At 64.2% G+C, this 21027-nt stretch carries 21 protein-coding genes; 12 read left to right on the top strand and 9 right to left on the bottom strand.

Going from position 1 to position 21027, the window contains the following annotated elements:
• Positions 1 to 60: 60 nt before the first annotated feature.
• A complete protein-coding gene (locus tag M8744_RS06415) occupies positions 61 to 645 on the bottom strand; it encodes a glutathione S-transferase family protein (RefSeq protein ID WP_251411241.1) in 585 nt (194 codons plus the stop codon).
• Positions 646 to 732: 87 nt separating this feature from the next.
• Entirely contained in the window at positions 733 to 1989 is a 1257-nt protein-coding gene (locus M8744_RS06420) for an FAD-dependent monooxygenase (protein ID WP_434481351.1), read from the bottom strand.
• Between the two features lie 53 nt (positions 1990 to 2042).
• Here M8744_RS06420 and M8744_RS06425 point away from each other — a divergent pair, with 53 nt between their 5' ends.
• The 5 genes from M8744_RS06425 to M8744_RS06445 all read left to right on the top strand — a co-directional run bounded on the left by M8744_RS06425 (position 2043) and on the right by M8744_RS06445 (position 6780).
• A complete protein-coding gene (locus M8744_RS06425; protein WP_251411247.1) occupies positions 2043 to 3371 on the top strand; it encodes an amidase in 1329 nt (442 codons plus the stop codon).
• Between the two features lie 220 nt (positions 3372 to 3591).
• Complete coding sequence (gene rlmN, locus M8744_RS06430) at positions 3592 to 4785, top strand: dual-specificity RNA methyltransferase RlmN (protein WP_251411250.1); 1194 nt, start codon at positions 3592 to 3594, stop codon at positions 4783 to 4785.
• A 3-nt stretch (positions 4786 to 4788) separates the two neighbouring features.
• Positions 4789 to 5739 (top strand): amidoligase family protein, encoded by a 951-nt coding sequence (locus M8744_RS06435; RefSeq protein ID WP_251411253.1) that lies wholly within the window; start codon positions 4789 to 4791, stop codon positions 5737 to 5739.
• Complete coding sequence (locus M8744_RS06440; RefSeq protein WP_251411256.1) at positions 5736 to 6455, top strand: gamma-glutamyl-gamma-aminobutyrate hydrolase family protein; 720 nt, start codon at positions 5736 to 5738, stop codon at positions 6453 to 6455. Before M8744_RS06435 ends, M8744_RS06440 begins: the two co-directional genes overlap by 4 nt.
• Before the next feature lie 115 nt (positions 6456 to 6570).
• Entirely contained in the window at positions 6571 to 6780 is a 210-nt protein-coding gene (locus M8744_RS06445; protein ID WP_251411259.1) for a hypothetical protein, read from the top strand.
• A 46-nt stretch (positions 6781 to 6826) separates the two neighbouring features.
• On the opposite strand, the gene M8744_RS06450 is transcribed toward M8744_RS06445, so the two are convergent.
• Positions 6827 to 7669 carry an LOG family protein gene (locus M8744_RS06450; protein ID WP_251411262.1) on the bottom strand — a complete coding sequence of 281 codons (843 nt, stop codon included), beginning with the start codon at positions 7667 to 7669 and terminating at the stop codon, positions 6827 to 6829.
• Between the two features lie 76 nt (positions 7670 to 7745).
• Here M8744_RS06450 and M8744_RS06455 point away from each other — a divergent pair, with 76 nt between their 5' ends.
• The 5 genes from M8744_RS06455 (at position 7746) to M8744_RS06475 (ending at position 11615) form a co-directional block, all read left to right on the top strand.
• Positions 7746 to 8666: a threonine/serine dehydratase gene (locus tag M8744_RS06455; RefSeq protein ID WP_251411265.1), complete on the top strand. Its 921-nt coding sequence runs from the start codon at positions 7746 to 7748 to the stop codon at positions 8664 to 8666.
• A 129-nt stretch (positions 8667 to 8795) separates the two neighbouring features.
• Entirely contained in the window at positions 8796 to 9623 is an 828-nt protein-coding gene (gene dapD, locus M8744_RS06460; RefSeq protein WP_251411268.1) for a 2,3,4,5-tetrahydropyridine-2,6-dicarboxylate N-succinyltransferase, read from the top strand.
• Positions 9624 to 9704: 81 nt separating this feature from the next.
• A complete protein-coding gene (locus M8744_RS06465) occupies positions 9705 to 10739 on the top strand; it encodes a sodium:calcium antiporter (protein ID WP_251411272.1) in 1035 nt (344 codons plus the stop codon).
• Positions 10740 to 10846: 107 nt separating this feature from the next.
• The gene (locus tag M8744_RS06470; protein WP_251411274.1) at positions 10847 to 11245 is read left to right on the top strand and encodes a rhodanese-like domain-containing protein; all 399 of its coding nucleotides are present in this window, start codon (positions 10847 to 10849) and stop codon (positions 11243 to 11245) included.
• Positions 11246 to 11291: 46 nt separating this feature from the next.
• The gene (locus M8744_RS06475) at positions 11292 to 11615 is read left to right on the top strand and encodes a DUF8846 family protein (protein ID WP_251411277.1); all 324 of its coding nucleotides are present in this window, start codon (positions 11292 to 11294) and stop codon (positions 11613 to 11615) included.
• Here the strand turns inward: M8744_RS06475 and M8744_RS06480 are convergent.
• Both M8744_RS06480 and M8744_RS06485 read right to left on the bottom strand, forming a co-directional pair.
• Positions 11612 to 12706, bottom strand: a complete 1095-nt coding sequence (locus tag M8744_RS06480) for a Hint domain-containing protein (protein ID WP_251411280.1) — start codon at positions 12704 to 12706, stop codon at positions 11612 to 11614. The two genes, M8744_RS06475 and M8744_RS06480, sit on opposite strands and share 4 nt — an antisense overlap.
• A complete protein-coding gene (locus M8744_RS06485) occupies positions 12706 to 14304 on the bottom strand; it encodes a Hint domain-containing protein (protein WP_251411283.1) in 1599 nt (532 codons plus the stop codon). The genes M8744_RS06480 and M8744_RS06485 overlap by 1 nt, the downstream gene beginning before the upstream one ends.
• A 292-nt stretch (positions 14305 to 14596) precedes the next feature.
• On the opposite strand from M8744_RS06485, the gene dapE reads away from it, so the two are divergent.
• On the top strand, positions 14597 to 15760 hold the full coding sequence (gene dapE / locus M8744_RS06490; RefSeq protein WP_251411286.1) for a succinyl-diaminopimelate desuccinylase: 1164 nt from the start codon (positions 14597 to 14599) through the stop codon (positions 15758 to 15760).
• Between the two features lie 45 nt (positions 15761 to 15805).
• Here dapE and M8744_RS06495 read toward each other — a convergent pair whose 3' ends face one another.
• Genes M8744_RS06495 through pnp form a run of 3 tightly spaced genes read right to left on the bottom strand, consistent with a single transcriptional unit; the run spans position 15806 to position 19600 of the window.
• Positions 15806 to 16549, bottom strand: a complete 744-nt coding sequence (locus M8744_RS06495; RefSeq protein ID WP_251411289.1) for an FkbM family methyltransferase — start codon at positions 16547 to 16549, stop codon at positions 15806 to 15808.
• Positions 16546 to 17448: a glycosyltransferase family 2 protein gene (locus M8744_RS06500; protein WP_251411292.1), complete on the bottom strand. Its 903-nt coding sequence runs from the start codon at positions 17446 to 17448 to the stop codon at positions 16546 to 16548. The genes M8744_RS06495 and M8744_RS06500 overlap by 4 nt, the downstream gene beginning before the upstream one ends.
• 13 nt (positions 17449 to 17461) lie before the next feature.
• Positions 17462 to 19600 (bottom strand): polyribonucleotide nucleotidyltransferase, encoded by a 2139-nt coding sequence (gene pnp, locus M8744_RS06505; RefSeq protein ID WP_251411295.1) that lies wholly within the window; start codon positions 19598 to 19600, stop codon positions 17462 to 17464.
• Between the two features lie 347 nt (positions 19601 to 19947).
• Here pnp and M8744_RS06510 point away from each other — a divergent pair, with 347 nt between their 5' ends.
• Positions 19948 to 20664 carry an SGNH/GDSL hydrolase family protein gene (locus M8744_RS06510; RefSeq protein ID WP_251411298.1) on the top strand — a complete coding sequence of 239 codons (717 nt, stop codon included), beginning with the start codon at positions 19948 to 19950 and terminating at the stop codon, positions 20662 to 20664.
• Positions 20665 to 20731: 67 nt separating this feature from the next.
• Here the strand turns inward: M8744_RS06510 and rpsO are convergent, their stop codons facing one another.
• The gene (gene rpsO / locus M8744_RS06515; protein WP_251411301.1) at positions 20732 to 21001 is read right to left on the bottom strand and encodes a 30S ribosomal protein S15; all 270 of its coding nucleotides are present in this window, start codon (positions 20999 to 21001) and stop codon (positions 20732 to 20734) included.
• Positions 21002 to 21027 lie beyond the last annotated feature (26 nt).

Raw genomic sequence — 21027 nt, forward strand, 5'->3', positions numbered from 1 at the left:
CATGAGGGGGCAGCGCCCCCTCCCAAGGCGACGCGGGCAAGGCCCGCGGCGCAATTCCCGTTACTTCCCGGCGGCACGCTTGAAGGCATCGCGCCCGCGCATCGCCTTGCCATAGGCCAACAGCCGCTCGTCCTCGATGGGAAATTTCGCGCCATAGGCCCAGTTCAGGCAATGCGCCGCCACGATATCGGCGATCGTCATGTCCTCGCCCATCAGGAAGGGCCCCTCCATCGCCTCGGCCAGGCGCTTGATATTGCGCTCGAACTCCCACACGAGGCTTGGCTTGATCGCGGGCACGCGGCGATCCTCGGGCAGAACGAACGAGTGCCGCGCCGCCGTCCACAGGATGCCGTCGATCTCGTCCAGGACCATGTGCATCAGGCCGTCCTGCCGCGCCCGCGCGATCGTGCCGGCCTTGTGGGTCAGCATTTCATGCTTGTCGGCCAGGTAGGTTATGATCGCGGTCGAATCGGCCAGCACATCCTCGCCCACGCGCATCGCGGGAATCTTGCCCGACGGGTTCGCCGCCATGGCCTCGGGCGAATGCGGTTTGCACTCGATATGGTCATAATCCTGCCCCAGCTCTTCCAACGTCCACATGACGCGAAAGGCACGGCTCTGCGTTCCACCGATTACCTGGTACATGGCGTTTCCTTTCCCTGTTCGCTCGCGGGGCACAAAACCGCAGATCGCCGGCGATTTCCAGCGTCCCCCGCGTGACGCAGCGTCAGATCAGCCGCGCATCAGGTCGGGCAGGTCCCCGGTCAGCCCCGCCGCTTCGCGGATAAATCCACGGCGCAGCCCCGGCACCGCGTTCACCGCACCCATGCCGACGTCGCGCACCGCGCGCAGCAACGGGTTGTCGTTCGAGAAAAGCCTGTTCGTCAGATCCGTGGTCATCGCCAGCGTCGCGGTATCGAAGCGCCGCCAGCCCTGGTATCGCTCCAAGACCGGGGCGGTGCCGATCTCTTCACCGCGCGCCCGCGCCTCGCCCAGGACCTGTGCCAGGGCAGCCACGTCGCGGAACCCGGCGTTCAGCCCCTGGCCCGCGATCGGGTGCATCCCGTGCGCCGCGTCGCCGATCAGCGCCAGGCGCGCCGCGACAAAGCTGTTCGCCACGGTCAGGTTAAGCGGATAGCTGAACCGTTGGCCCGCAATCGCGATATCGCCCAGGAAATCGCCGAAGCGCGGGCGCAACACCTCGAGAAAGCCGGCATCGTCCAGCGCCATGAACCGCTCCGCCGTTTCGTGCGTTTCCGACCACACGATGGACGAGCGGTTCCCCGGCAGCGGCAAGATCGCCAGCGGGCCGGGCGGCATGAAGAACTGGTGCGCGATACCCCCATGCGGCTTTTCGTGGTCGATCGCGCACACCAGCGCGGTCTGTCCGTAATCCCAGCCCGTGCGCCGGATACCGGCCCGCGCCGCGGTGCCCGAGGCCCGCCCGTCCGCGCCCACCAAAAGCCGCGCCCGCAGGCTGCGCCCGTCGGCCAGTTCAACGGTCACGCCCTGCGCATCCACCTCTTGCGCCACCACGGTGGCCGCGTTCAACACGCGCACCCGGTCATTCTCGTCCATCGCCTCGATCAGGGCGCGGCGCAGAAAACGATCCTCCAGCATGTGCCCCATCGGGCCTTCCTCGATCTCGGCATGATCGAAATGCAGGAAAAAGGGCGACAACGGCCCCTCGCCCGCGCGCCCGTCGCTTACCTTGATCTCCAGCATCGGCTGGGCTTTGTCGGCCACCGCCTGCCACAGCCCAAGCGCCCGCAGCATCCGCACCGACCCAAGCGCCAGCGCATAGGCACGACCGTCGAAAGCCGCCCCTTCCAGTACCGCCTTTGGCTGCGTGTCGATCACCGCCGACGAAAGCCCCGCCTGCGCGGCCGCCAAGGCCAGCGCGGGGCCATTCAACCCGCCACCGACGATCAGGATATCGCTGTCATATGTCATGGCTACAAATATGCGCGCCCAAACGGGATTGTCCATGCGCCCCGGTGCCGCTACCGTCGCGACGGATCAAGAACGGGGGAGCATCCGACATGAGCGACTGGCTAAGCATGAGTGCCGCAGACCTGGGTCGCGGCATCGAATCCGGCGAGATCGACCCGGTCGAGCTGACCGAAACCTACCTCTCCGCCATCGACGCGCATGAATATACCCCCCGCATCTATGCCCGCCTGACCGCCCGGCGTGCCCGCGCCGAGGCCCGCGCCGCGCGCGAACGGGCGAAGCTGGGCCTGCGCATTTCGCCGCTCGACGGCGTGCCGATCAGCTGGAAAGACCTTTTCGACACCGCCGGCGTGGCGACCGAGGCCGGCAGCGCGCTGCTCAAGGACCGCGTGCCAACCCGCGATGCGCGCCTGTTGCGCAACGCCACGGCGCAGGGCCTTGTCTGCCTGGGCAAGACCCACATGACCGAACTGGCCTTCTCGGGCCTTGGCCTCAACCCGGTCACGGCCACGCCACCCAACGTGAATGACCCGGCACTGGCGCCGGGCGGTTCGTCCTCGGGCGCTGCCACATCGGTGGCCTTCGGCCTGGCCGTCGCCGGCATCGGCAGCGACACGGGCGGCTCGGTGCGGGTGCCTTCGGCCTGGAACAACCTCGTGGGGCTGAAAACCACCGCCGGGCGGCTCTCGCTTGAAGGTGTCGTGCCGCTGGCCGAAACGTTCGACACGATCGGCCCGCTGTGCCGGACCGTCGAAGATGCCGCGCTGCTGATGGCCGCGATGGAGGGCAGCCGCGCCCCCGACCTGCGCGACAGCAGCCTGCAAGGCATGCGCATCGCCGCGCTGCAAACCTCGGTGCTTGAGGATGTGCGCGACGCCCCACTCGCGGCCTTCCACGACGCGGCCGACCGCCTGCGCAAGGCGGGTGCCACCATCGAACCCGTCGAAGCCCCCGAACTCGCCCAGGCAATGGAACTGGCCCCCGTCCTTTACACCGCCGATGCCTATGGCCGCTGGCGCGACAAGATCGAGGCCGCCCCCGACCTGATGCACGACCAGGTCCGCGAACGGTTCCGCGGGGGGGCCAATTTCTCGGCCCCCGACTACGTGGCGGCGTGGATCGCGCTGGAACAGCACCGCGCCGCATGGGCCGCGCGCATGGCGGGGTATGACGCTGTCATCTGCCCGACAACGCCCAACAGCCCCCCCGACGTGGCCCGGCTCGAATCGGACTCCGAGTATTTCGTCACCGAGAACCTGCTGACCCTGCGCAACACGCGCGTGGGCAACCTGATGGGGCTTTGCGCCACGACGCTGCCTACGGGCCACGCGGGTTGCGGGTTGATGCTGATGGCCGCCCCGATGCAAGAGGAGCGGCTGCTCCGCCTTTCGGCGGCTGCGGAACAGGCGCTCGGCTAACCCTTGATCTTGCCTGGAAACGTCGGCCGGCGGCCCCCGATGGCCACCGGCGTCACGTTCGGCAAGCGCACCAGAACAGCCCTTTCCGATGGCCGAAAGCCACGGGCGCGACCCATCGCGCGCGGCGCAGCCGCGCACAATCAGGTCACGCGGCTTGATTCCTTTGTCATGCGGCCCGATTTCCTGTAACACGCCGCCCTGACCTGTAGGACAACGCGCCATGACCGAAGCAAACACCACCGCCCCCATCACGCAAGACGTGATGACGATCCCCCGCAAGCTGCCCGACGGGCCGCGCAACCTTGTCGGCCTCACCCGCGATCAGCTGCACGCAGCCTTGGTCGAAATGGGCACGCCCGAAAAGCAGGCCAAGATGCGGGTCAACCAGATCTGGCAATGGGTCTATTACTGGGGTGTGCGCGATTTCGACGCCATGACGAACCTCGCCAAGGAGTACCGCGCAAAGCTGGCCGCTCATTTCGTCATCCAACTGCCCGAGATCGTGTCAAGGAACATCAGCCTTGATGGCACGCGCAAGTACCTTGTGCGCATCAATGGCGGCCACGAGGTCGAGGTTGTCTACATCCCCGAGGAAGATCGCGGCACGCTGTGCATTTCCAGCCAGGTGGGCTGCACGCTTACATGTTCCTTCTGCCACACCGGCACGCAAAAGCTGGTGCGCAACCTGACGGCGGGTGAAATCGTCGGCCAGATCATGCTGGCGCGCGATGACCTGGGCGAATGGCCCCAGCCGGGCGAGGGCATGGGTCAGCGCCCGCGCCTGCTGTCCAATATCGTGCTGATGGGCATGGGCGAACCGCTGTATAATTTCGAAAACGTCCGCGACGCCATGAAGATCGCGATGGATGGCGAAGGGATCAGCCTGTCCCGCCGCCGCATCACCCTGTCGACCAGCGGCGTGGTGCCCGAAATCGCGCGCGCGGCCTCTGAAATCGGTTGCATGCTGGCCGTCAGTTTTCACGCCACCACCGACGAGGTGCGCAACAAGCTGGTGCCCATCAACAAGCGGTGGAATATCGAAACGCTGCTGAACGCCCTGCGCGAGTATCCAAAAGTCAGCAATTCCGAACGGATCACTTTTGAATACGTGATGCTGAAAGGCGTCAACGACAGCGACGACGATGCCCGCCGGCTGGTGAACCTGATCAAGGGCATCCCGGCCAAGATCAACCTGATCCCGTTCAACGAATGGCCCGGCGCGCCCTACGAACGCTCGGACTGGAACCGGATCGAGAAATTCGCCGACATCATCTACAAGGCAGGGTATGCCAGCCCCATCCGCACCCCGCGGGGCGAGGACATCATGGCCGCCTGCGGCCAGTTGAAATCGGCCACCGAACGCGCGCGCAAATCCCGCAAGGAAATCGAGGCCGAAACCGGCCTGCGCCCCTGAGCCATGCCGGATCTCGCGCCCCTTCCTCGGCCCGATGCCGCCGATGGCACCCCGCGCCTGATCGGGGTGGAGATCGAGTTTGCCGGCATCCCCGAGGACAGCGTAGCCCGTGTCGTCACCGACAGCCTGGGCGGCACTGCCACCCAGGACGACGGCCCGTTCTGGACGGTGGCCGACAGCGCCCTGGGCGATCTCGAGATCTATCTTGATACCGCGCTGCGCAAATTCGACCAGTCCAGCCTGCGCGATGAGCTGTTGCGCGTCGGGCGCGAGGTTATCCCGGTCGAAATCGTGACAGCACCGCTCGACATGAACCAGATGGAACGCCTGAATGCGCTGGTATCCGACCTGCGCCACGCGGGGGCGCAGGGCAGTGGCGCGGGGCTTTTCTTTGGCTTCGGCATCCATTTCAACGTGCAGATCGCGTCGGAACAAGTGGAAGATATCCACCGCCCGCTCATGGCCTACGCCCTGATCGAAGATTGGTTGCGCGCAGCGCAGCCCATCGACGAAACCCGCCGGGCGCTGCCCTTTACCGACCCCTATCCAACCGCATTTGTCCGCGCCCTGATCGAGGCTGGCAATGAGATCGGCCTGTCCGAACTGATCGCGCTTTACCTCGAACATTGCCCCTCGCGCAATTTCGGGTTGGATATGCTGCCCATCTTTGCCCATCTCGCCCCCGGCCGGGTCGAGAATGTGATCGGGGCGGCCACCTCGGCACGGCCCACGTTCCACTTTCGCCTGCCCGATTGCCGGATCGACGAACCGGGTTGGAGCCTTGCCGACGAATGGAACCGCTGGATCGCCGTCGAACGTGTCGCGGGCGACGCCGCGCTTCTGGCGCGGCTCGCGCATGAATGGCGCGATGACCACGGGCCCATCACCCTGTCGCGCGGCAGTTGGGCCGACCGCGCCGGCGACATTCTCGACGGCGTCGGCATCACCACATGACCCGCCCGCTGATCGGTGTCACCACGTCCAACCGCTCGGGCTGGCGCATCTTTCCGCTGATGGCGTTCAACATCTGGCTGGCCGGTGGCCGCGCCATTCGCTGGGGCGCGGGGCACGCGGCGGACGTGGCCACTGTCGATGGCATCATCATCGGTGGCGGCGACGACATATCGCCCGACCTTTACGGCGGGCGGCTTGTCACCTCGGCCCGGCTCGACCCCCAGCGAGACGCGTTGGAACGCGCGCTGGTGGACGACGCAGTGACCCATGAAAAGCCGGTGCTGGGCATCTGCCGCGGCAGCCAGATGTTGAACGTGGCCCTTGGCGGCACGCTGCACCAGGATGCCTATGGCGTGTACCAGGGCAGCCGGTTCATGCGCACCATCCTGCCGAGAAAGACCGTGATTATCGAACCGCGCACGCGCCTTGCAGAGCTGTCGAACACCGACCCGATGCGCGTCAACGCCCTGCACACGCAAGCGGTCGAGCAATTGGGCGACGGCCTGCGCGTTTCGGCGCGCGACGAAGGTGGCATGATCCAGGCGATCGAGCGGCTGACAGACCCGTTTGCCATCGGCTTGCAATGGCACCCCGAGCACCTGTTCTACGCCCATCGCCAGCGCTCCCTGTTCCGCGCACTGGTTTGCGCCGCTGCCGCGCGGCGCGACAACGCGCCCCAAATCCCGGCCGTGGCTGCGGACACGCGCCGGGGCTGAGCCACGGCCAACAATCCCCCTGCCTTGCCCCGAAAATACCCAATTCGTGAACAATGACCGCCATTATCCCCGGGCATCGTTTCCTCATTGGCAACGAGTAGAAAGGTATCAGTCGATGTTCACCGAGACAGGACAAACAAACAACGAGCTGCGCGATTTCGTAACCCAAGAGCGCAAGAAATCACTGTCGGACCGGGAATGGAAATTCCGCCTTGCCGGGTATGGCTATGACGTGCGCAAATCCAGCGATTGCCTCAAGCTGGTGACCCTGCGCCACAAGGTCGAACTGTGCGACCTGCCCCTGGATCGGCCCGAAGCCTCCTGACCCGCAGGGCGCGGCGGCGCCCTGCCGATCGGGAACGGCGCAGTCTTCAACGCCCGGGAATGTCGCCACGCGGGCTGGTATCGCCCCAGGTCTCGATGATCTCAAGCGCCTCGTCCGCCGTTTCTACATAGCGGAACAGGTCCAGGTCTTCGGGGCTGATGGTACCGGCCTCTGCCAGCGCGTCCCAGTTGATGATCTTTTCCCAGAAACTGCGCCCGAACAGCAGGAACGGCACCCGCCGCATCCGCCCGGTCTGGATCAGCGTCAGCGATTCGAACATCTCGTCGAGTGTCCCGAACCCGCCCGGAAAGATGCAGATCGCGTTGGCCCGCATCAGAAAATGCATCTTGCGAATGGCGAAATAGTGAAAGTTGAAGCATAGGTCGGGCGTGACATACTCGTTCGGCGCCTGCTCATGCGGCAACACGACGTTCAACCCGATCGAGATGCCGCCCGCCTCGGCCGCGCCGCGGTTGCCGGCCTCCATAACGCCGGGGCCGCCGCCGGTGCAGATGATGTTCCTGTGCCCGCCATCCTTCAGCGATGCCTCGGTCAGCAGCCGCGCGAACCGATGCGCCTGCTCGTAATAGATCGACAACTCTGCCAGCGTTTCGGTGCGCGCACGATCCTTGTTGGCGGGCGCCGGTATACGCGCGCCGCCGAACAGAACCACGGTCGATTCGACCCCGTATTCATCCAGCAGCATCTCGGGCTTCAACAGTTCCAACTGCAGGCGCACCGGGCGCAACTCATCTCGGCACAAGAACGCATCATCGGCAAAGGCCAACCTGTAGGCAGGCGCCCGCGTCTGCGGTGTATCCGGCACCTCGGCAGCGGTCGAGCGGTCGGTACCGGCGTCGCGAAACGGGCTGGTGCGGTCGTCGTTCATCACTCGGTAATCCTGTGCTTGCACGTCTGTGCCAGCCCTATAGGGTTTCGTCCGACTTTGCCAGAATGAGGAAACTATGGACTGGGTTCAGAATATCGAAGCCGCGGGCAACCGCATCGCGGGCCATGTGCGCCGCACACCCGTTGGCCTGCTTGACCTGCCCGGGCTGGCCCACCCCATCGAGGTAAAGTGGGAACAGATGCAGCATACCGGCAGTTTCAAGGCGCGCGGCGCCTTCAACACGCTACTGAACGGCCCGGTGCCAAGGGCCGGCCTGGTCGCCGCCTCGGGCGGCAACCACGGGGCGGCGGTGGCCCATGCGGCGCGCAGCCTTGGGCATGACGCCCGCATTTACGTGCCCGAAATCGCCGGGCCCACCAAGATCAGCCTGATCCGCGACCTCGGCGCCGACCTGGTGGTTGTGCCCGGCGCCTATGCCGAGGCCGCCGAACGCGCCGCCGAATGGCAAAAGGCCACGGGCGCCGCGCAGATCCACGCCTATGATGCGCCCGACACCGTGGCGGGCCAAGGCACCTGCCTGCGCGAATGGGAAGATCAGGGGTTACAGGCCGATACCGTGCTGATCGCCGTAGGCGGCGGCGGGTTGATCGGTGGGGCCATCGGCTGGCTGGCCGGCCGGCGCAAGGTGGTGGCGGTGGAACCCGCGAACGCGCCCACGCTCAACACCGCGCTTGCCAAAGGGGCGCCCGCTCCGGTCGAGGTTTCGGGCGTCGCGGCGAACGCGCTGGGGGCAAAACAGATCGGGCAGATCTGTTTCGACCTTGCGCAGGCCCAGGGCATTGAAAGCGTGCTGGTGAAAGACCGCGACATAACCGCGGCACAACACTGGTTATGGAAATCCGCCCGGCAACTGGTCGAACCGGCGGGCGCTGCGGCATTGGCCGCGCTGATGTCGGGGGCCTACACCCCCGCACCGGATGAACGGGTGGCGGTGCTGGTCTGCGGCGGCAATATCGCCCCCGACCCCCTGGCCTGAGCCGCGCGTGACCGGGGGCGGCAACCACCCTCCGGCGCTTGCCCGGCAAGCGCGGGCAGGGGCGGTGGCGCATTGCCTAGAGGCGCAGCGCGCTTTATAGGGCACGAAACATTTTGGAGGGAGAAACCCATGTCCAACGCCCAGCTTGAATCCGCCATCGAAGCCGCGTGGGAAACCCGCGACCAGATCACGCCGCAAACCACCGGCGAAACCCGCGAGGCGATCGAAGACACGCTGAACGCGCTCGACAGCGGCAAGCTGCGCGTGGCCGAGCGGCAGGAGAACGGCGACTGGCACGTGAACCAATGGGCGAAAAAGGCCGTTTTGCTGGGCTTTCGCATCAAGGACATGGAAATCCAGTCGGGCGGCCCGCAAGGCGGCGGCTGGTGGGACAAGGTCGACAGCAAGTTCGCCGGCTGGAGCGAGACCGATTGGAAAACCGCCGGGTTCCGTGCCGTGCCCAACTGCGTCGTGCGCAAATCAGCCTATATCGCGCCCGGCGTGGTGCTGATGCCCAGCTTCGTCAACCTTGGCGCCTACGTGGACGAGGGCACAATGGTTGATACATGGGCCACCGTCGGATCTTGCGCGCAAATCGGCAAAGGCGTCCACCTTTCGGGTGGCGTGGGCATCGGCGGCGTGCTCGAACCCATGCAGGCCGGCCCCACGATCATCGAGGACAATTGCTTTATCGGTGCGCGCTCCGAGGTGGTCGAGGGTTGCATCATCCGCGAAGGCGCGGTGCTGGGCATGGGTGTCTATATCGGCAAATCCACCAAGATCATCGACCGCGAAACCGGCGAGGTCATGTATGGCGAGGTGCCGCCCTACTCGGTCGTGGTGTCCGGCTCGATGCCGTCAAAGAACGGCGTGAACCTGTATTGCGCGGTGATCGTGAAGCGCGTGGACGAACAGACCCGCTCCAAGGTCGGCATCAACGAGCTGCTGCGCGACTGATCGCCGATTCGCTGGCGCGGGCCGCAGTCCACCCCGCGCCCACAAAGGCCTGGGCACAAGGATGAAACGGGACGCGCAGGCATGATGGCGGAATTGTCGACCCTCTGGCTGGTCCTCGTCTCGCTGGGCGCGGCGGCGGTGGTCGTGCTTGCGGCCATCAAGGCGACGGTGCTTGCCGACATCATCGCCGACCGCACGCGGATGGGCGAGGCGGTGGCGGGCGCCATTGTGCTTGGTGCGGCAACCTCTCTGGCGGGGATCGTCGTGTCGGTCAGCGCGGCCTGGCAGGGCGACCCCAGCTACGCGGTATCGAACGCCGTGGGCGGAATCGCAGTACAGACGCTGTTCCTGGCCCTGGCCGATCTTTTCTACCGAGGGCCGAACCTCGAACACGCTGCCGCCGAACCGGCGAACCTGTTTCAGACCGTGCTGCTCATCGGGTTTCTGAGCTTGCCCGTCGCCGCGATGGCGGGGCCCGACGTGGCGGCCTGGGGCGTGCATCCGGCCTCGGTCATCATGGCCGTGGCCTACGTGGTGGGTGTAAAGCTGACCATGTCGATGCGCGAACAACCGATGTGGCGCCCGGTCAAGACCTCGGCGACGCGCGAGGACGCACCCGAGGACGAGAGCGAAGCCGGCAAGCCCGTGCGGCGGCATGTCATGCTTTTCGCCATACTGGTGGCGCTGATGGGGCTCAGCGGCTGGGTTATCAGCCAGTCGGGTGGGGTTTTCATCGCGCGTTTCGGCTTGTCTTCTAGTCTCGTGGGGGCGCTCGGCACGGCCGTGGTGACATCACTGCCCGAACTGGTCACGACCCTGACGGCGGTTCGGCGCGGGGCGCTGCAACTGGCGGTCGGCGGAATTATCGGCGGCAATACCTTCGACACGCTTTTCCTGGTGTTCTCCGACGTGGCTTATCGCGAAGGGTCGATATATCACGCGGCCGGGCCGGACGACCTGTTCTGGATCGCCACGGGGCTGCTCATGACGGTGATCCTGCTGTCGGGGCTGATCTTGCGACAACGCGAAGGGCCGGCCCGCATCGGGGGCGAGTCGGTGCTGATCATACTGGTCTATGCAACGGCGGTCGGCGTCGAGGTATGGCTGAAGGGCTGAGCTTTCCCTTTCCGCAAAGGTCGGGTCCAGGCTCAGGGGGCAGCGACGGTTTTCTTTTGCGACGCGATCTGGAACACTACCCGGGCGAACAGCAAAAGGACCATTTCATGAAACGCGTATCCGACATGGTTGCCGCCGCCAACGAGGTGATCGACCACGCCCCCGCCGCCGACCTGCTGGACCTGCACGGGGCCGACGGCGTCACCTTCGTCGATCTGCGCGACCCGCGCGAACTGGAACGCGAAGGCATGATCCCCGGCGCCTTTCACTGCCCGCGCGGGATGCTGGAATTCTGGATCGACCCCGAAAGCCCCTATGCCAAGCCGCAGTTCCAGACCGGCAACCGCTTTGTCTTTTACTGCGCCTCGGGCTGGCGCTCGGCGTTGTCGGCGCAGGTCGCGCAAGAGATGGGGCTGGACAATGTCAGCCATATCACCGACGGGTTCTCCGGCTGGAAAAAGGCCGGCGGGCCGGTTGGCGAAAAGCCTCGGAAACCCGCGCGGTAACCATACGAAACCGCGCGGTTTCGGTATATTTACAAGGGCGCTAAATATGGCGAAGGACAAGAAACCGCAGCAGGTGTTTACCCTTGTGGTGCAACTGGGCCGCAAGAAGGGTGACGGATTACCCAAGGAAGCAACGGGCGCCGGGCTGGTTTGCTACGCCAGCGGCGTGGACGAGGCCGAAGCCGTGCGCGAAACAGTCGCCATCCTGAAACAGGCCGACATGGCACCGCTGGACGTCACCGGCCACGGCACCCTGTCCGAGCGCGAAGACGCGGGCGAAGAAATCAGCCAGGACGAGCGCGACCTGATGGCCCGCGCGCAAGCCGAGAACGCGGTGATCGTGGCGCAGATGACGCCGTTCTTCGACTAGGCCGCGCGGTTTTCGGCCAGCATGATCGCCTCGAAAGGCCGCAGCACCGGGTAGGTGGACAAGGCGTGTTCGGGCAGGCTGTTACGGTCGAGCCCGGCCAGAAGGCTGGCCTTTAACAGCACGGGCTTGCGCCGGATACGGCCGATGAACATCGTCTCCAACGGTGTGCCCGCGGCCTGGACCGGCTCGCATCCGGGCAGGATAAGTCCATGATATGCAATGGTTGTTCCGACCTGGGCATAGATTGCCGACACGCCGTTCACCAGATGACGGGCGGGCACCAGCACCCGTTCGCGCCCGAACATGTATTCCACCTCGGAGCCACCGATGATCAGGCGTTGGTCGGGCGAGACCAGAATATCGCGGCGCAGGCCGAAATATGGCGCGCGCAGGCGAATGGGCCTGAACGACCCGCGCGCTGGCACAACGCGGCGCAGCTTGTGCAGCACCGGCACCCCGCCGCGATCGCCGCAGTGCACCACGTCGCCACGGCGCAGTTGCGCCACGTCACGCAGGCCCCAAGGCGTGGCAAGCGGTACATGCCCGGTAAGCGTGGGCATCGGGCCGACCGGTTCGATCGCGGTGGAAATGGCCAGGAACTTGACGTGCCGGTTCATATGGCGCTGCCCGCACCGGGTCATCATCTGGCGCAGTTCTGAAAGCGGCAGCGGCTTGGGGTTGGACATATCGGACATCGCGATCCGCCCCGTGCCGACATGTTCCAACGCCAGGCGCGCCCAGCGCAACGGTGCATCCCAGGAAACCGTCACGCGCAGCGCATCGCCCACGCCCACCCGCTCCAGCCGGGTGGCAGCATGCTGCACATCGCCGCCGAACCCCATAACGAGCACCACGCCCCCTTCGGGGATCGCCTGCACCGAAAGACGAAACCGCCAGGGCGGCGCGCCTTTATAATCGAACAGTTGCAAGGGCTTGCCATCGCTGGCCACCTGCACCTCCATCACCAGAGAGCCGCGCACCAACAGCGCATCATCGCCCTTGCCAAGCGCCGGGGCGCGGCCGGCGTCACAGCCCAATCCCGCCGGGGCGAAATACTGTTCCGAATGGTCGGTCAGCGCGATCCAGGCCATCAGGCCACCTGCCGCATGTTGGCGAGAATCCGGGCCTCGTAAGTTTTGAGCGTACGTCGGGCCGCCGCGCTGTAACCAGCGCCGGTTGCCGGGTCGAGTTCGGGGAACAGGGCGCAGATCTCGGCCAGCGTGTCGGGGGCGAAACTATGCGCGATTTGCGGGCCTGGCAGAAAACTTTCGGTTTCCAGACCTTCGGAAATAACCACCTGGTGCCGGTCGAACATCAGATGGCAATACTCTACCTCGCCGCCCTCGATACGACGCACGCTGTGGTCGTTGACCAGGTGCTTGGCGGCCACCAGCACTTCGGCCTCGCCGAACAGCAGTTCGGCCAAGCTGTCGCGGATCAGGATACGGTGCTCGGGCGATACCCAGAGTTCCTGATGGGCGCCGAACGCGCCCGCCCGAATACAGATGGGCGCATAGGCACCCCGCGCCGTGACCGTGCGACGCCCTACCCAGCGCAGCGGTTGTGGCCCGTCATCACGTGTCAGCACCATGTCACCGGGCGAAAGCCACTCTACCGGCACCTGCCCCGATGACGTGGCGATCAGCGTACCCGCAACGAAACACGGAATCGAATCGATGGTTACAAACCCGGTATCCATCTGGCCGGCGTCATCTTCGACCGTGTAGGTGAAATTGACCGTCTCGATATCACCGTCGCCCTCCGTGGTCAGCGTTCCATCGGAGTTCAACGTCACCGTCTGGCCCGTGGCCAGCGTGATCGTGCTGCCGACGACCACGGGCTGCCCGTTTATGTGGGTGATGGTCAGGCTGCCGCCCGAGCTGCTGGAATCATTGGCCAGCACATCGGTGGTGACCGAACCGTTGGGATAGATCGTATCGCTGTCGGCCTCGGCGACCAGCGCGGTCTGCACGGAGTCACCGGCAATCAGGAGCGTTGAATCGTAATTTGAATCCACCACATCCGCGATGCCGATACGGATCGAGTTCACCTCGTCCGGTTCTACCGGTATCGTCAGCGTCATCGTGACGGTAAATCCGTCCATCTCGGTGTTGTAGTCACCGTTGGTGTTGTCGACGAAAAGGTTGGCGTTCGAGCCCGCATTCAGGTTGTTGGGGTCTACATCGCCATCGCCCACTTCGAGGTTGACCTGCGTGCCATTGACCCAGACACCCACGAAATCCTGGTAGGCGCCCGAGGCAAACTCCGGGTATTCATCCGACGCGAAAACGAACTGCATCGTCATCACGTCGCCGCTGGGGATGAAATCGACATCCAGGAACGACGCGTCATAGGTGTTGGTGCCAGCCGCGGCGTTGAAATCGGCGACATTGTTCGGGCCGCTGGAATTTGTGGTGGTACTGTTGCTTTCGTTGGCTTGGTTCGGGTTCCACCAAGGGCCGCCGGGCCCATTGGTGAAGCCGCGCAGGTCGCCAGTGGAAAACATGACACCCGTGTCGCCGGGCGTGACCTCGGGCGAAACACTATCGCCATCGGTATAAATACCCGATGAATCCCGGTCCCCGGTATAGGACGCGCTGACGATGGTAACACCATCGCCGAATATGGTTTCCGCCATCTCGACGGCGGAGGCGTTTCTGTCGATCGGGAGTTCGGACGGTGCTACCATTTATCTGCCTCGTACAATTATGTCCAAGGCAGGCACGGCACAGAAAGGTGGTCACCCACCCGCGCCAAATTCCGGTTGTTACTGCTCCTCCGTGTCCGGTTTTCCGGATCATCAGAGAAATACCCTGCCTCGGGTTTCTTTTATTATTTGAAAATTAGCACTGTTTTCGCCCGGCTGTTAAGCCTTTACGTGTGCGGGCCCTACGTAAAAGCCGAATGGTTGCGCCTTTTGAGCCACATTTGCCAAGCTGCGGCATCCGCGCTAACCCGAAGCCACCAGCAAGGAGAGCGCAATGCCAAAAGATCTGCCCCCACACATCGACGCCGCCGACCTGACCGCCCACCTGATCCGCTGCCCCTCGGTCACGCCCGAGGAAGGCGGTGCGCTGGTGCTGTTGCAAGAACTGCTTGAGGCGGGGGGCTTTCGCTGCACGCGGGTCGATCGTGGCGGCGTTTCGAACCTTTTCGCACGCTGGGGCGACAAGGGGCACGAAAGAACCTTTGGGTTCAACGGCCATACCGATGTCGTGCCTGTGGGCGATGCCGATGCATGGACCAAGCCGCCATTTTCCGGCGAGCTCGACGCGGATGGCGTGATCTGGGGCCGGGGGGCGACCGATATGAAATCGGGTGTCGCCGCCTTTGTGGCCGCGGCCATCGACTTTGTCCGCGAGACGCCCCCTGAAGGTGCGGTGATCCTGGCCATCACCGGCGACGAAGAGGGCGAAAGCATCGACGGCACCACTGCGCTGCTGGATTGGATGGATGACAATAACGAGAAAATGAGCGTCTGCCTCGTGGGTGAACCCACCTGCCCCGACCGCATGGGCGAGATGATCAAGATCGGGCGGCGCGGTGCGATGACGGCGCATTTCACGGTGACAGGCGTGCAAGGGCATTCCGCCTATCCGCACCGGGCCAACAACCCGCTGCCTGCATTGGCCCGGCTGATGGATCGGCTGGCCAGCCATGAACTGGACCAGGGCACCGAGCATTTCGACCCTTCGACTCTGGCGATCGTCACCATCGACACTGGCAACCCGGCCAGCAACGTGATCCCGGCCAAGACGCGGGCCAGTGTGAACATCCGCTTCAACGACACGCATACCAGCGCCAGCCTGACCAACTGGCTGCGCGCAGAGGCCGACAAGGTGGCCGCCGAGTTCGGCGTGACCATCGACATGGGTTTGAAAATCTCGGGCGAGGCATTCCTGACCCCACCGGGCGAGCTGTCGGACCTGGTTTCAAAGGCCGTGCAGACCGAAACCAACGTCACGCCCACGCTCAGCACCACGGGCGGCACCTCGGATGCACGTTTCGTGAAAAACCACTGCCCCGTGGTGGAGTTCGGCCTGGTCGGCCATTTCATGCACCAGGTTGACGAGCGCGTGCCCGCCGCGCAGGTGCACCAGTTGAAATCCATCTACACCCGCATCCTGCGTGACTATTTCACCTGAAGGCCGCCAGTTGTCTGCACGGATAACGCCGTGCAGGATTATCGGCTACGACCCCGGTTTGAGGCACAGAACGTCGTTCTTTTCTTCAACGACATGCAGGCCCAGCTCGGCAAGGCGTGCCATCAGCTCGGCCTTGCGCTGCGCGCCGCGATCATAGAATTTCGGGTGTGTTTCCAGCACCAGCAACTCGATCCTTGCCAACACGTCTGCGCGCTCGTGCTCGAACAGTGCCAGTTCCGCCCCTTCGATGTCGCAGATCAGGGCAAAACGATCCGACCCCAGCCGCTCGGCCAAATCGGCCAATGTAACTGTCGGCACCTCGACACGGGTGCCACCATTGCCACCGATGCGCCCGACATGGGCGTTCTCGCCCGTCTCGAAGGCAATGGTTTGGGCACCCGAGTAATCGACCGCGGCGTTGATCACCTGCGCGCGACCCTCGGCCGCGCCCTGCGTGGCGTTGCCAGTCAACGTGGGGATAAGGCGCGCGTTGGCCTCAACCACGATATGAGGCGCCTCGGCACCGATCCGGCTGCGCACAAGCGCCGACACGACGCCCAGGCATCCGCCCAACTCGATCACCGGGGTGCCGGGTTGCAGATGTGCCTTGACCATACCGGCCTCTTCATCCTCGTACGGGCGGCCCTTGGCCAGCATGTAGGTCAGCGCATCATCAACGCCGCGCGGCACCGACACCGGCACGCCATGTGGTGCGAAATGCGCCAGCTCGCGGCCCCGGATCTCTTGCAGGCGCAGCCAGAGCGCGCGGCGCAATGTCTTGAGGCTCATGGCATGTCCCTTTCCGGCCCGGGCCTTGTCGGCCGCAACATCTCGGCCAGAACACCCCGGAAAAACGCCCAGTTCTTGGCACGTTTGCGTGCCGACAACAGCATGTCGGGCGACAACAGTTGCACCACCGCCTGCACCAGCGCCTTGACCCCGGCGCCGCGCTGCCCATGTTTGCGCGCCGCGTATACGCGCGACCGGCCCATGTGCCACGCCTTCAGCGCCGCGATCCTTGGCGTTCGGGCCGAGGATTCACCGGCCAGATGCACCACCCGCGCGGCACGCGCGAAATACAGCGGGCCCACGTCCCGGCGCAGGCGCAACGCCAGGTCGTCATCCTCATGAAACAGGAAAATCGCGGGGTCAAAGCCACCCACGGATTCGAAGGCCTCGCGGCGTACGAAAAAGGCGCTGCCCGACAATACGCTGACCTCTTGATCCTGCGCCGGCCAGCCCCGCGGCATCCACTCGGATCGGGGCATCAGGTGGCTTTTGCGTTTGACATGCGGGCGGCCGTCGGCCTCTTCGATGCGGGGGTTCATCGCGCTGACATCGGGGCGGCGTTCAGCCGCTGCCAGCAATTCATCCAGCGTATCGGGAAACAGCCGCGCATCGGGATTGAGAAACAGGATAAAGGGCGTCTTTGCATGGTCGGCCCCCTGGTTGCAGGCGCGTCCAAAGCCAAGATTTTCTGCATTGCGGATCAGGGTCGCCCCATGCGCATCGCATAACGTGGCCAGCGCGGCCAGGTCGGACGATCCATTGTCAACCACGACAACCGGAGTGCCCGGCGGCACCGAAGCCAGCATGTCGGGCATTTTCGCCATGCTGTTATAGGCCACCGTGACGATGGTCACAGGCGACGAGGCCGACACGCGGCCGGCCTCGTCAATTTCATTCACGCACGGGGGCGTATCAATCATCGGCCTTTTCGGGCGCGTTGGTCACTTCTTCGCCGGTTTCCTGGTCAACGACCTTCATCGACAGGCGCACCTTGCCACGATCGTCAAAGCCCAGCAGCTTGACCCACACTTCCTGGCCTTCCTTCAGCACGTCCGAAGGATGGTTCAGGCGGCGGTTCTCGATCTGGGACACGTGCACCAAACCATCGCGCTTGCCAAAGAAGTTCACGAAGGCACCGAAATCGACGATCTTGACGACCGTGCCCTTGTAAACCTTGCCCTCTTCCGGCTCGGCCACGATCGAATAGATCATGTCGTATGCCTTTTGAATGGCATCTGCATTGGGGCTGGCGATCTTGATGATGCCTTCGTCGTTGATGTCGACCTTGGCACCGCTGGTTTCCACGATCTCGCGGATCACCTTGCCGCCCGACCCGATCACTTCGCGGATCTTGTCGGTCGGGATCTGCATCGTTTCGATGCGCGGCGCATGAACCGAGAAATCAGCCGCGCCCGAGATGGCCTGGTTCATCTCGCCCAGGATGTGCATCCGGCCGTCCTTGGCCTGGGCCAGGGCTTTCTCCATGATCTCGGGCGTGATGCCCGCAACCTTGATGTCCATCTGAAGGCTGGTGATGCCCTCGGCGGTACCCGCAACCTTGAAATCCATGTCGCCGAGGTGATCCTCGTCGCCCAGGATGTCGGTCAGGATCGCGTAAGTGCCGTCATCTTCAAGGATCAGGCCCATGGCCACACCGGCCACGGCCGATTTCAGCGGCACGCCGGCATCCATCATCGACAACGAACCACCGCAAACCGATGCCATCGAGGACGAGCCGTTGGATTCGGTGATCTCGGACACCACGCGGATGGTGTAGGGGAAATCGGTCGGCGCCGGCAGCACGGCCTGAAGCGCGCGCCATGCCAGTTTCCCATGGCCGATTTCACGACGACCCGGCGGGCCAACACGGCCAGCCTCACCCACCGAGTAGGGGGGGAAGTTGTAGTGCAGCAGGAAGTTCGAGCGGAAGTTCCCATGCAGCGCGTCGACAAACTGTTCGTCGTCGCCTGTGCCCAACGTGGTCACCACGAGACCCTGGGTTTCACCGCGTGTGAACAGGGCAGAACCGTGGGTGCGCGGCAGCAGGCCGGTTTCACAGACAATCTGGCGCACATCGGTGGTCGAACGGCCATCAATCCGCTTGCCACCCTTGACCACGTCGCCCCGCAGGATCGTCGCCTCGAGCTTTTTCATGGCCGAGCTGAGGTTCGGATCTTCCAGTTGCTCTTCGGTCAACGCTTCCTTGATGGCGGTGCGCGCGGCGGCCACGGCAGAGGTGCGTTCCTGCTTGTCGCTGATGGCGAAAGCAGCCCGCATCTTTTCCTCGCCCGCGGCTTTGACGGCGGCGTAGAGGTCGCTGTAATCCGGCGGCTGGAAATCGAAGGGCTCTTTCGCGGCATCCTCGGCCAGGTCGATGATCAGGTCGATCACCGGCTGGATTTGCTGATGCGCAAAATTTACGGCGCCCAGCATCTCGGCCTCGGAAAGTTCATACGCCTCGGATTCCACCATCATGACGGCATCCTTGGTGCCTGCCACAACAAGGTCGAGCCGCTGCTCGGGGTTGTTGCGCAGATCCTGCATGTCGTCGACGGTCGGGTTCAGAACGTATTCACCGTTGGCATAGCCCACGCGGCAGGCCCCGATCGGCCCCATGAAAGGCACGCCCGACAGGGTCAGGGCGGCGCTGGTGGCGATCATCGCAACCATGTCCGGGTCGTTTTCCAGGTCATGTGACAACACCGTGCACATCACCAGGGTTTCGTTCTTGAAACCGGGGGCGAACAGCGGGCGGATCGGACGGTCGATCAACCGCGCGGTCAGTGTTTCCTTTTCGCTCGGACGCGCCTCGCGTTTGAAAAAGCCGCCCGGCACCTTGCCCGCAGCATAGTATTTTTCTTGGTAGTGCACCGTCAGCGGAAAGAAATCCATGCCGGGCTTGGGTTCCTTCGCGAAGGTCACGTTGGCCATGACCGAGGTTTCACCCAAGGTGGCGATGACCGAGCCATCTGCCTGACGGGCAACCTTGCCCGTTTCCAGTGTGAGCGTTTCATCGCCCCACTGCATCGTTTTCGTCGTAGTTTTGAACATCGTCGTTTCCTGTCTGGGGCTCTCCCAAGCGTATCCCGGGTCCCCGTTTGAATGGCGGCCCCATTGCCGCCGACCCCTTCATCGTTCCATGCGCCGGGGTCAGAGCGTCACGTCTCAGATGTGCGCGCATTACATGTTTTTTGACCGTTTTGGAAGCAAAGAGTTGCCGTGGCCACCGCGCGGCCTCTTTCAGGTGCAACGGCGCAGTTGGCTGCGCACAGGTTTGCCCGCCATCTCCATCAGCGCAGCTTTCCAGGCGGGACGAATTTTGTTATCCGGGTCATGGGGCATGGTGCGCGCTTCGACCGGGTGGAACGAGCGTGCAAGCAAGTTGAACAGGGGCGGGTGTGCGAATTTTCCTGAAGAATATTCTAGCGGGGCTGTGCCTGGCCCTTGCGGTGGCTGCGCCTGGCGCAGCACAGGGCGTGGACCGTGCGCCCCAGCCTGATGCGCGCATCATCGCCATCGGGGATTCGCTGATGTCGTGGAACACGCTGTCGGGTCATTCGATCCCGCAAGTGGTGGCACGCGCCCTGAAAGAGCCGGTCGAAAGCCGCGCGGTATCGGGCGCGCACATGATCTATAACCTGCCGATGACCGGCGCGATGGGGATGCGAATCTCATCGCAATTCGGGCGCGATGCGCCGGATTGGGTGGTGATGACAGGAGGCGGCAACGACCTGTGGCTGGGATGCGGCTGTTCGCGCTGCCAACGGCGGATGGACAGGATGGTGTCAGCCGATGGCCGCAGCGGCGAGGTGCCCAAGCTGGTCAAGCGTATCCGCGCTACCGGGGCACAGGTGGTTTTCGTGGGCTACCTGCGCAGCCCCGGCTGGAACAGCGTGATCGACGGTTGCCGCAACGAGGGCGATGCGTTCGAGGCGCGGCTGAACGTCATGGCCCGGCAGATCGAAGGGGTGCATTTCCTGTCGAATGCCGATCTTGTGCCATCGGGCGACCGTTCGTTTCATGCGCCTGACGGGATTCACCCGTCGATCAAGGGCAGCACGGCGATCGGCAACCGCGTGGCGGCGCTGATCCGCAAGCTCGACCCCCGGCGCTGAAGGGTTCAAACGAAAACGCCCGCAACCAGAGGGCACGGGCGTTTTACGAAAGTTGTCTGTCCTGCGCTTAGCGGCGGATGCCCAGGCGCTTGATCAGATCACGATACCGGGCCTCTTCCTTGCCCTTCAGGTAGTCCAGCAACTTGCGGCGCTGAGCCACCAGTTTCAGAAGGCCACGACGACCGTGGTTGTCCTTCTTGTGGGTCTTGAAGTGCTCGGTCAGCGTGTTGATCCGCGAGGTCAGGATTGCAACCTGCACCTCGGGCGAACCAGTGTCGCCGTCCTTGGTGCCAAATTCCTTGATAACGCGTGCTTTTTCTTCTGCGGTAATCGACATCGGGGTCTCCTGTCATGTCAAAGGGT

Origin of the sequence: Lutimaribacter degradans, assembly GCF_023703375.1 — a bacterium.
In the GTDB taxonomy this organism is placed as follows: domain Bacteria; phylum Pseudomonadota; class Alphaproteobacteria; order Rhodobacterales; family Rhodobacteraceae; genus Lutimaribacter; species Lutimaribacter degradans.

Excerpts from the sequence above, each read along its gene's own strand:
- M8744_RS06465 (WP_251411272.1), top strand. The coding sequence starts at position 9,705 with ATGATGGCGGAATTGTCGACCCTCTGGCTGGTCCTCGTCTCGCTGGGC.
- M8744_RS06440 (WP_251411256.1), top strand. The coding sequence starts at position 5,736 with ATGACCCGCCCGCTGATCGGTGTCACCACGTCCAACCGCTCGGGCTGG.
- M8744_RS06450 (WP_251411262.1), bottom strand. The coding sequence starts at position 7,669 with ATGAACGACGACCGCACCAGCCCGTTTCGCGACGCCGGTACCGACCGC.
- rpsO (WP_251411301.1), bottom strand. The coding sequence starts at position 21,001 with ATGTCGATTACCGCAGAAGAAAAAGCACGCGTTATCAAGGAATTTGGC.
- M8744_RS06480 (WP_251411280.1), bottom strand. The coding sequence starts at position 12,706 with ATGGCCTGGATCGCGCTGACCGACCATTCGGAACAGTATTTCGCCCCG.
- pnp (WP_251411295.1), bottom strand. The coding sequence starts at position 19,600 with ATGTTCAAAACTACGACGAAAACGATGCAGTGGGGCGATGAAACGCTC.
- M8744_RS06455 (WP_251411265.1), top strand. The coding sequence starts at position 7,746 with ATGGACTGGGTTCAGAATATCGAAGCCGCGGGCAACCGCATCGCGGGC.
- M8744_RS06445 (WP_251411259.1), top strand. The coding sequence starts at position 6,571 with ATGTTCACCGAGACAGGACAAACAAACAACGAGCTGCGCGATTTCGTA.
- M8744_RS06470 (WP_251411274.1), top strand. The coding sequence starts at position 10,847 with ATGAAACGCGTATCCGACATGGTTGCCGCCGCCAACGAGGTGATCGAC.
- M8744_RS06425 (WP_251411247.1), top strand. The coding sequence starts at position 2,043 with ATGAGCGACTGGCTAAGCATGAGTGCCGCAGACCTGGGTCGCGGCATC.
- M8744_RS06475 (WP_251411277.1), top strand. The coding sequence starts at position 11,292 with ATGGCGAAGGACAAGAAACCGCAGCAGGTGTTTACCCTTGTGGTGCAA.
- M8744_RS06415 (WP_251411241.1), bottom strand. The coding sequence starts at position 645 with ATGTACCAGGTAATCGGTGGAACGCAGAGCCGTGCCTTTCGCGTCATG.
- rlmN (WP_251411250.1), top strand. The coding sequence starts at position 3,592 with ATGACCGAAGCAAACACCACCGCCCCCATCACGCAAGACGTGATGACG.
- dapD (WP_251411268.1), top strand. The coding sequence starts at position 8,796 with ATGTCCAACGCCCAGCTTGAATCCGCCATCGAAGCCGCGTGGGAAACC.
- M8744_RS06435 (WP_251411253.1), top strand. The coding sequence starts at position 4,789 with ATGCCGGATCTCGCGCCCCTTCCTCGGCCCGATGCCGCCGATGGCACC.
- dapE (WP_251411286.1), top strand. The coding sequence starts at position 14,597 with ATGCCAAAAGATCTGCCCCCACACATCGACGCCGCCGACCTGACCGCC.
- M8744_RS06485 (WP_251411283.1), bottom strand. The coding sequence starts at position 14,304 with ATGGTAGCACCGTCCGAACTCCCGATCGACAGAAACGCCTCCGCCGTC.
- M8744_RS06495 (WP_251411289.1), bottom strand. The coding sequence starts at position 16,549 with ATGAGCCTCAAGACATTGCGCCGCGCGCTCTGGCTGCGCCTGCAAGAG.
- M8744_RS06420 (WP_434481351.1), bottom strand. The coding sequence starts at position 1,989 with ATGGACAATCCCGTTTGGGCGCGCATATTTGTAGCCATGACATATGAC.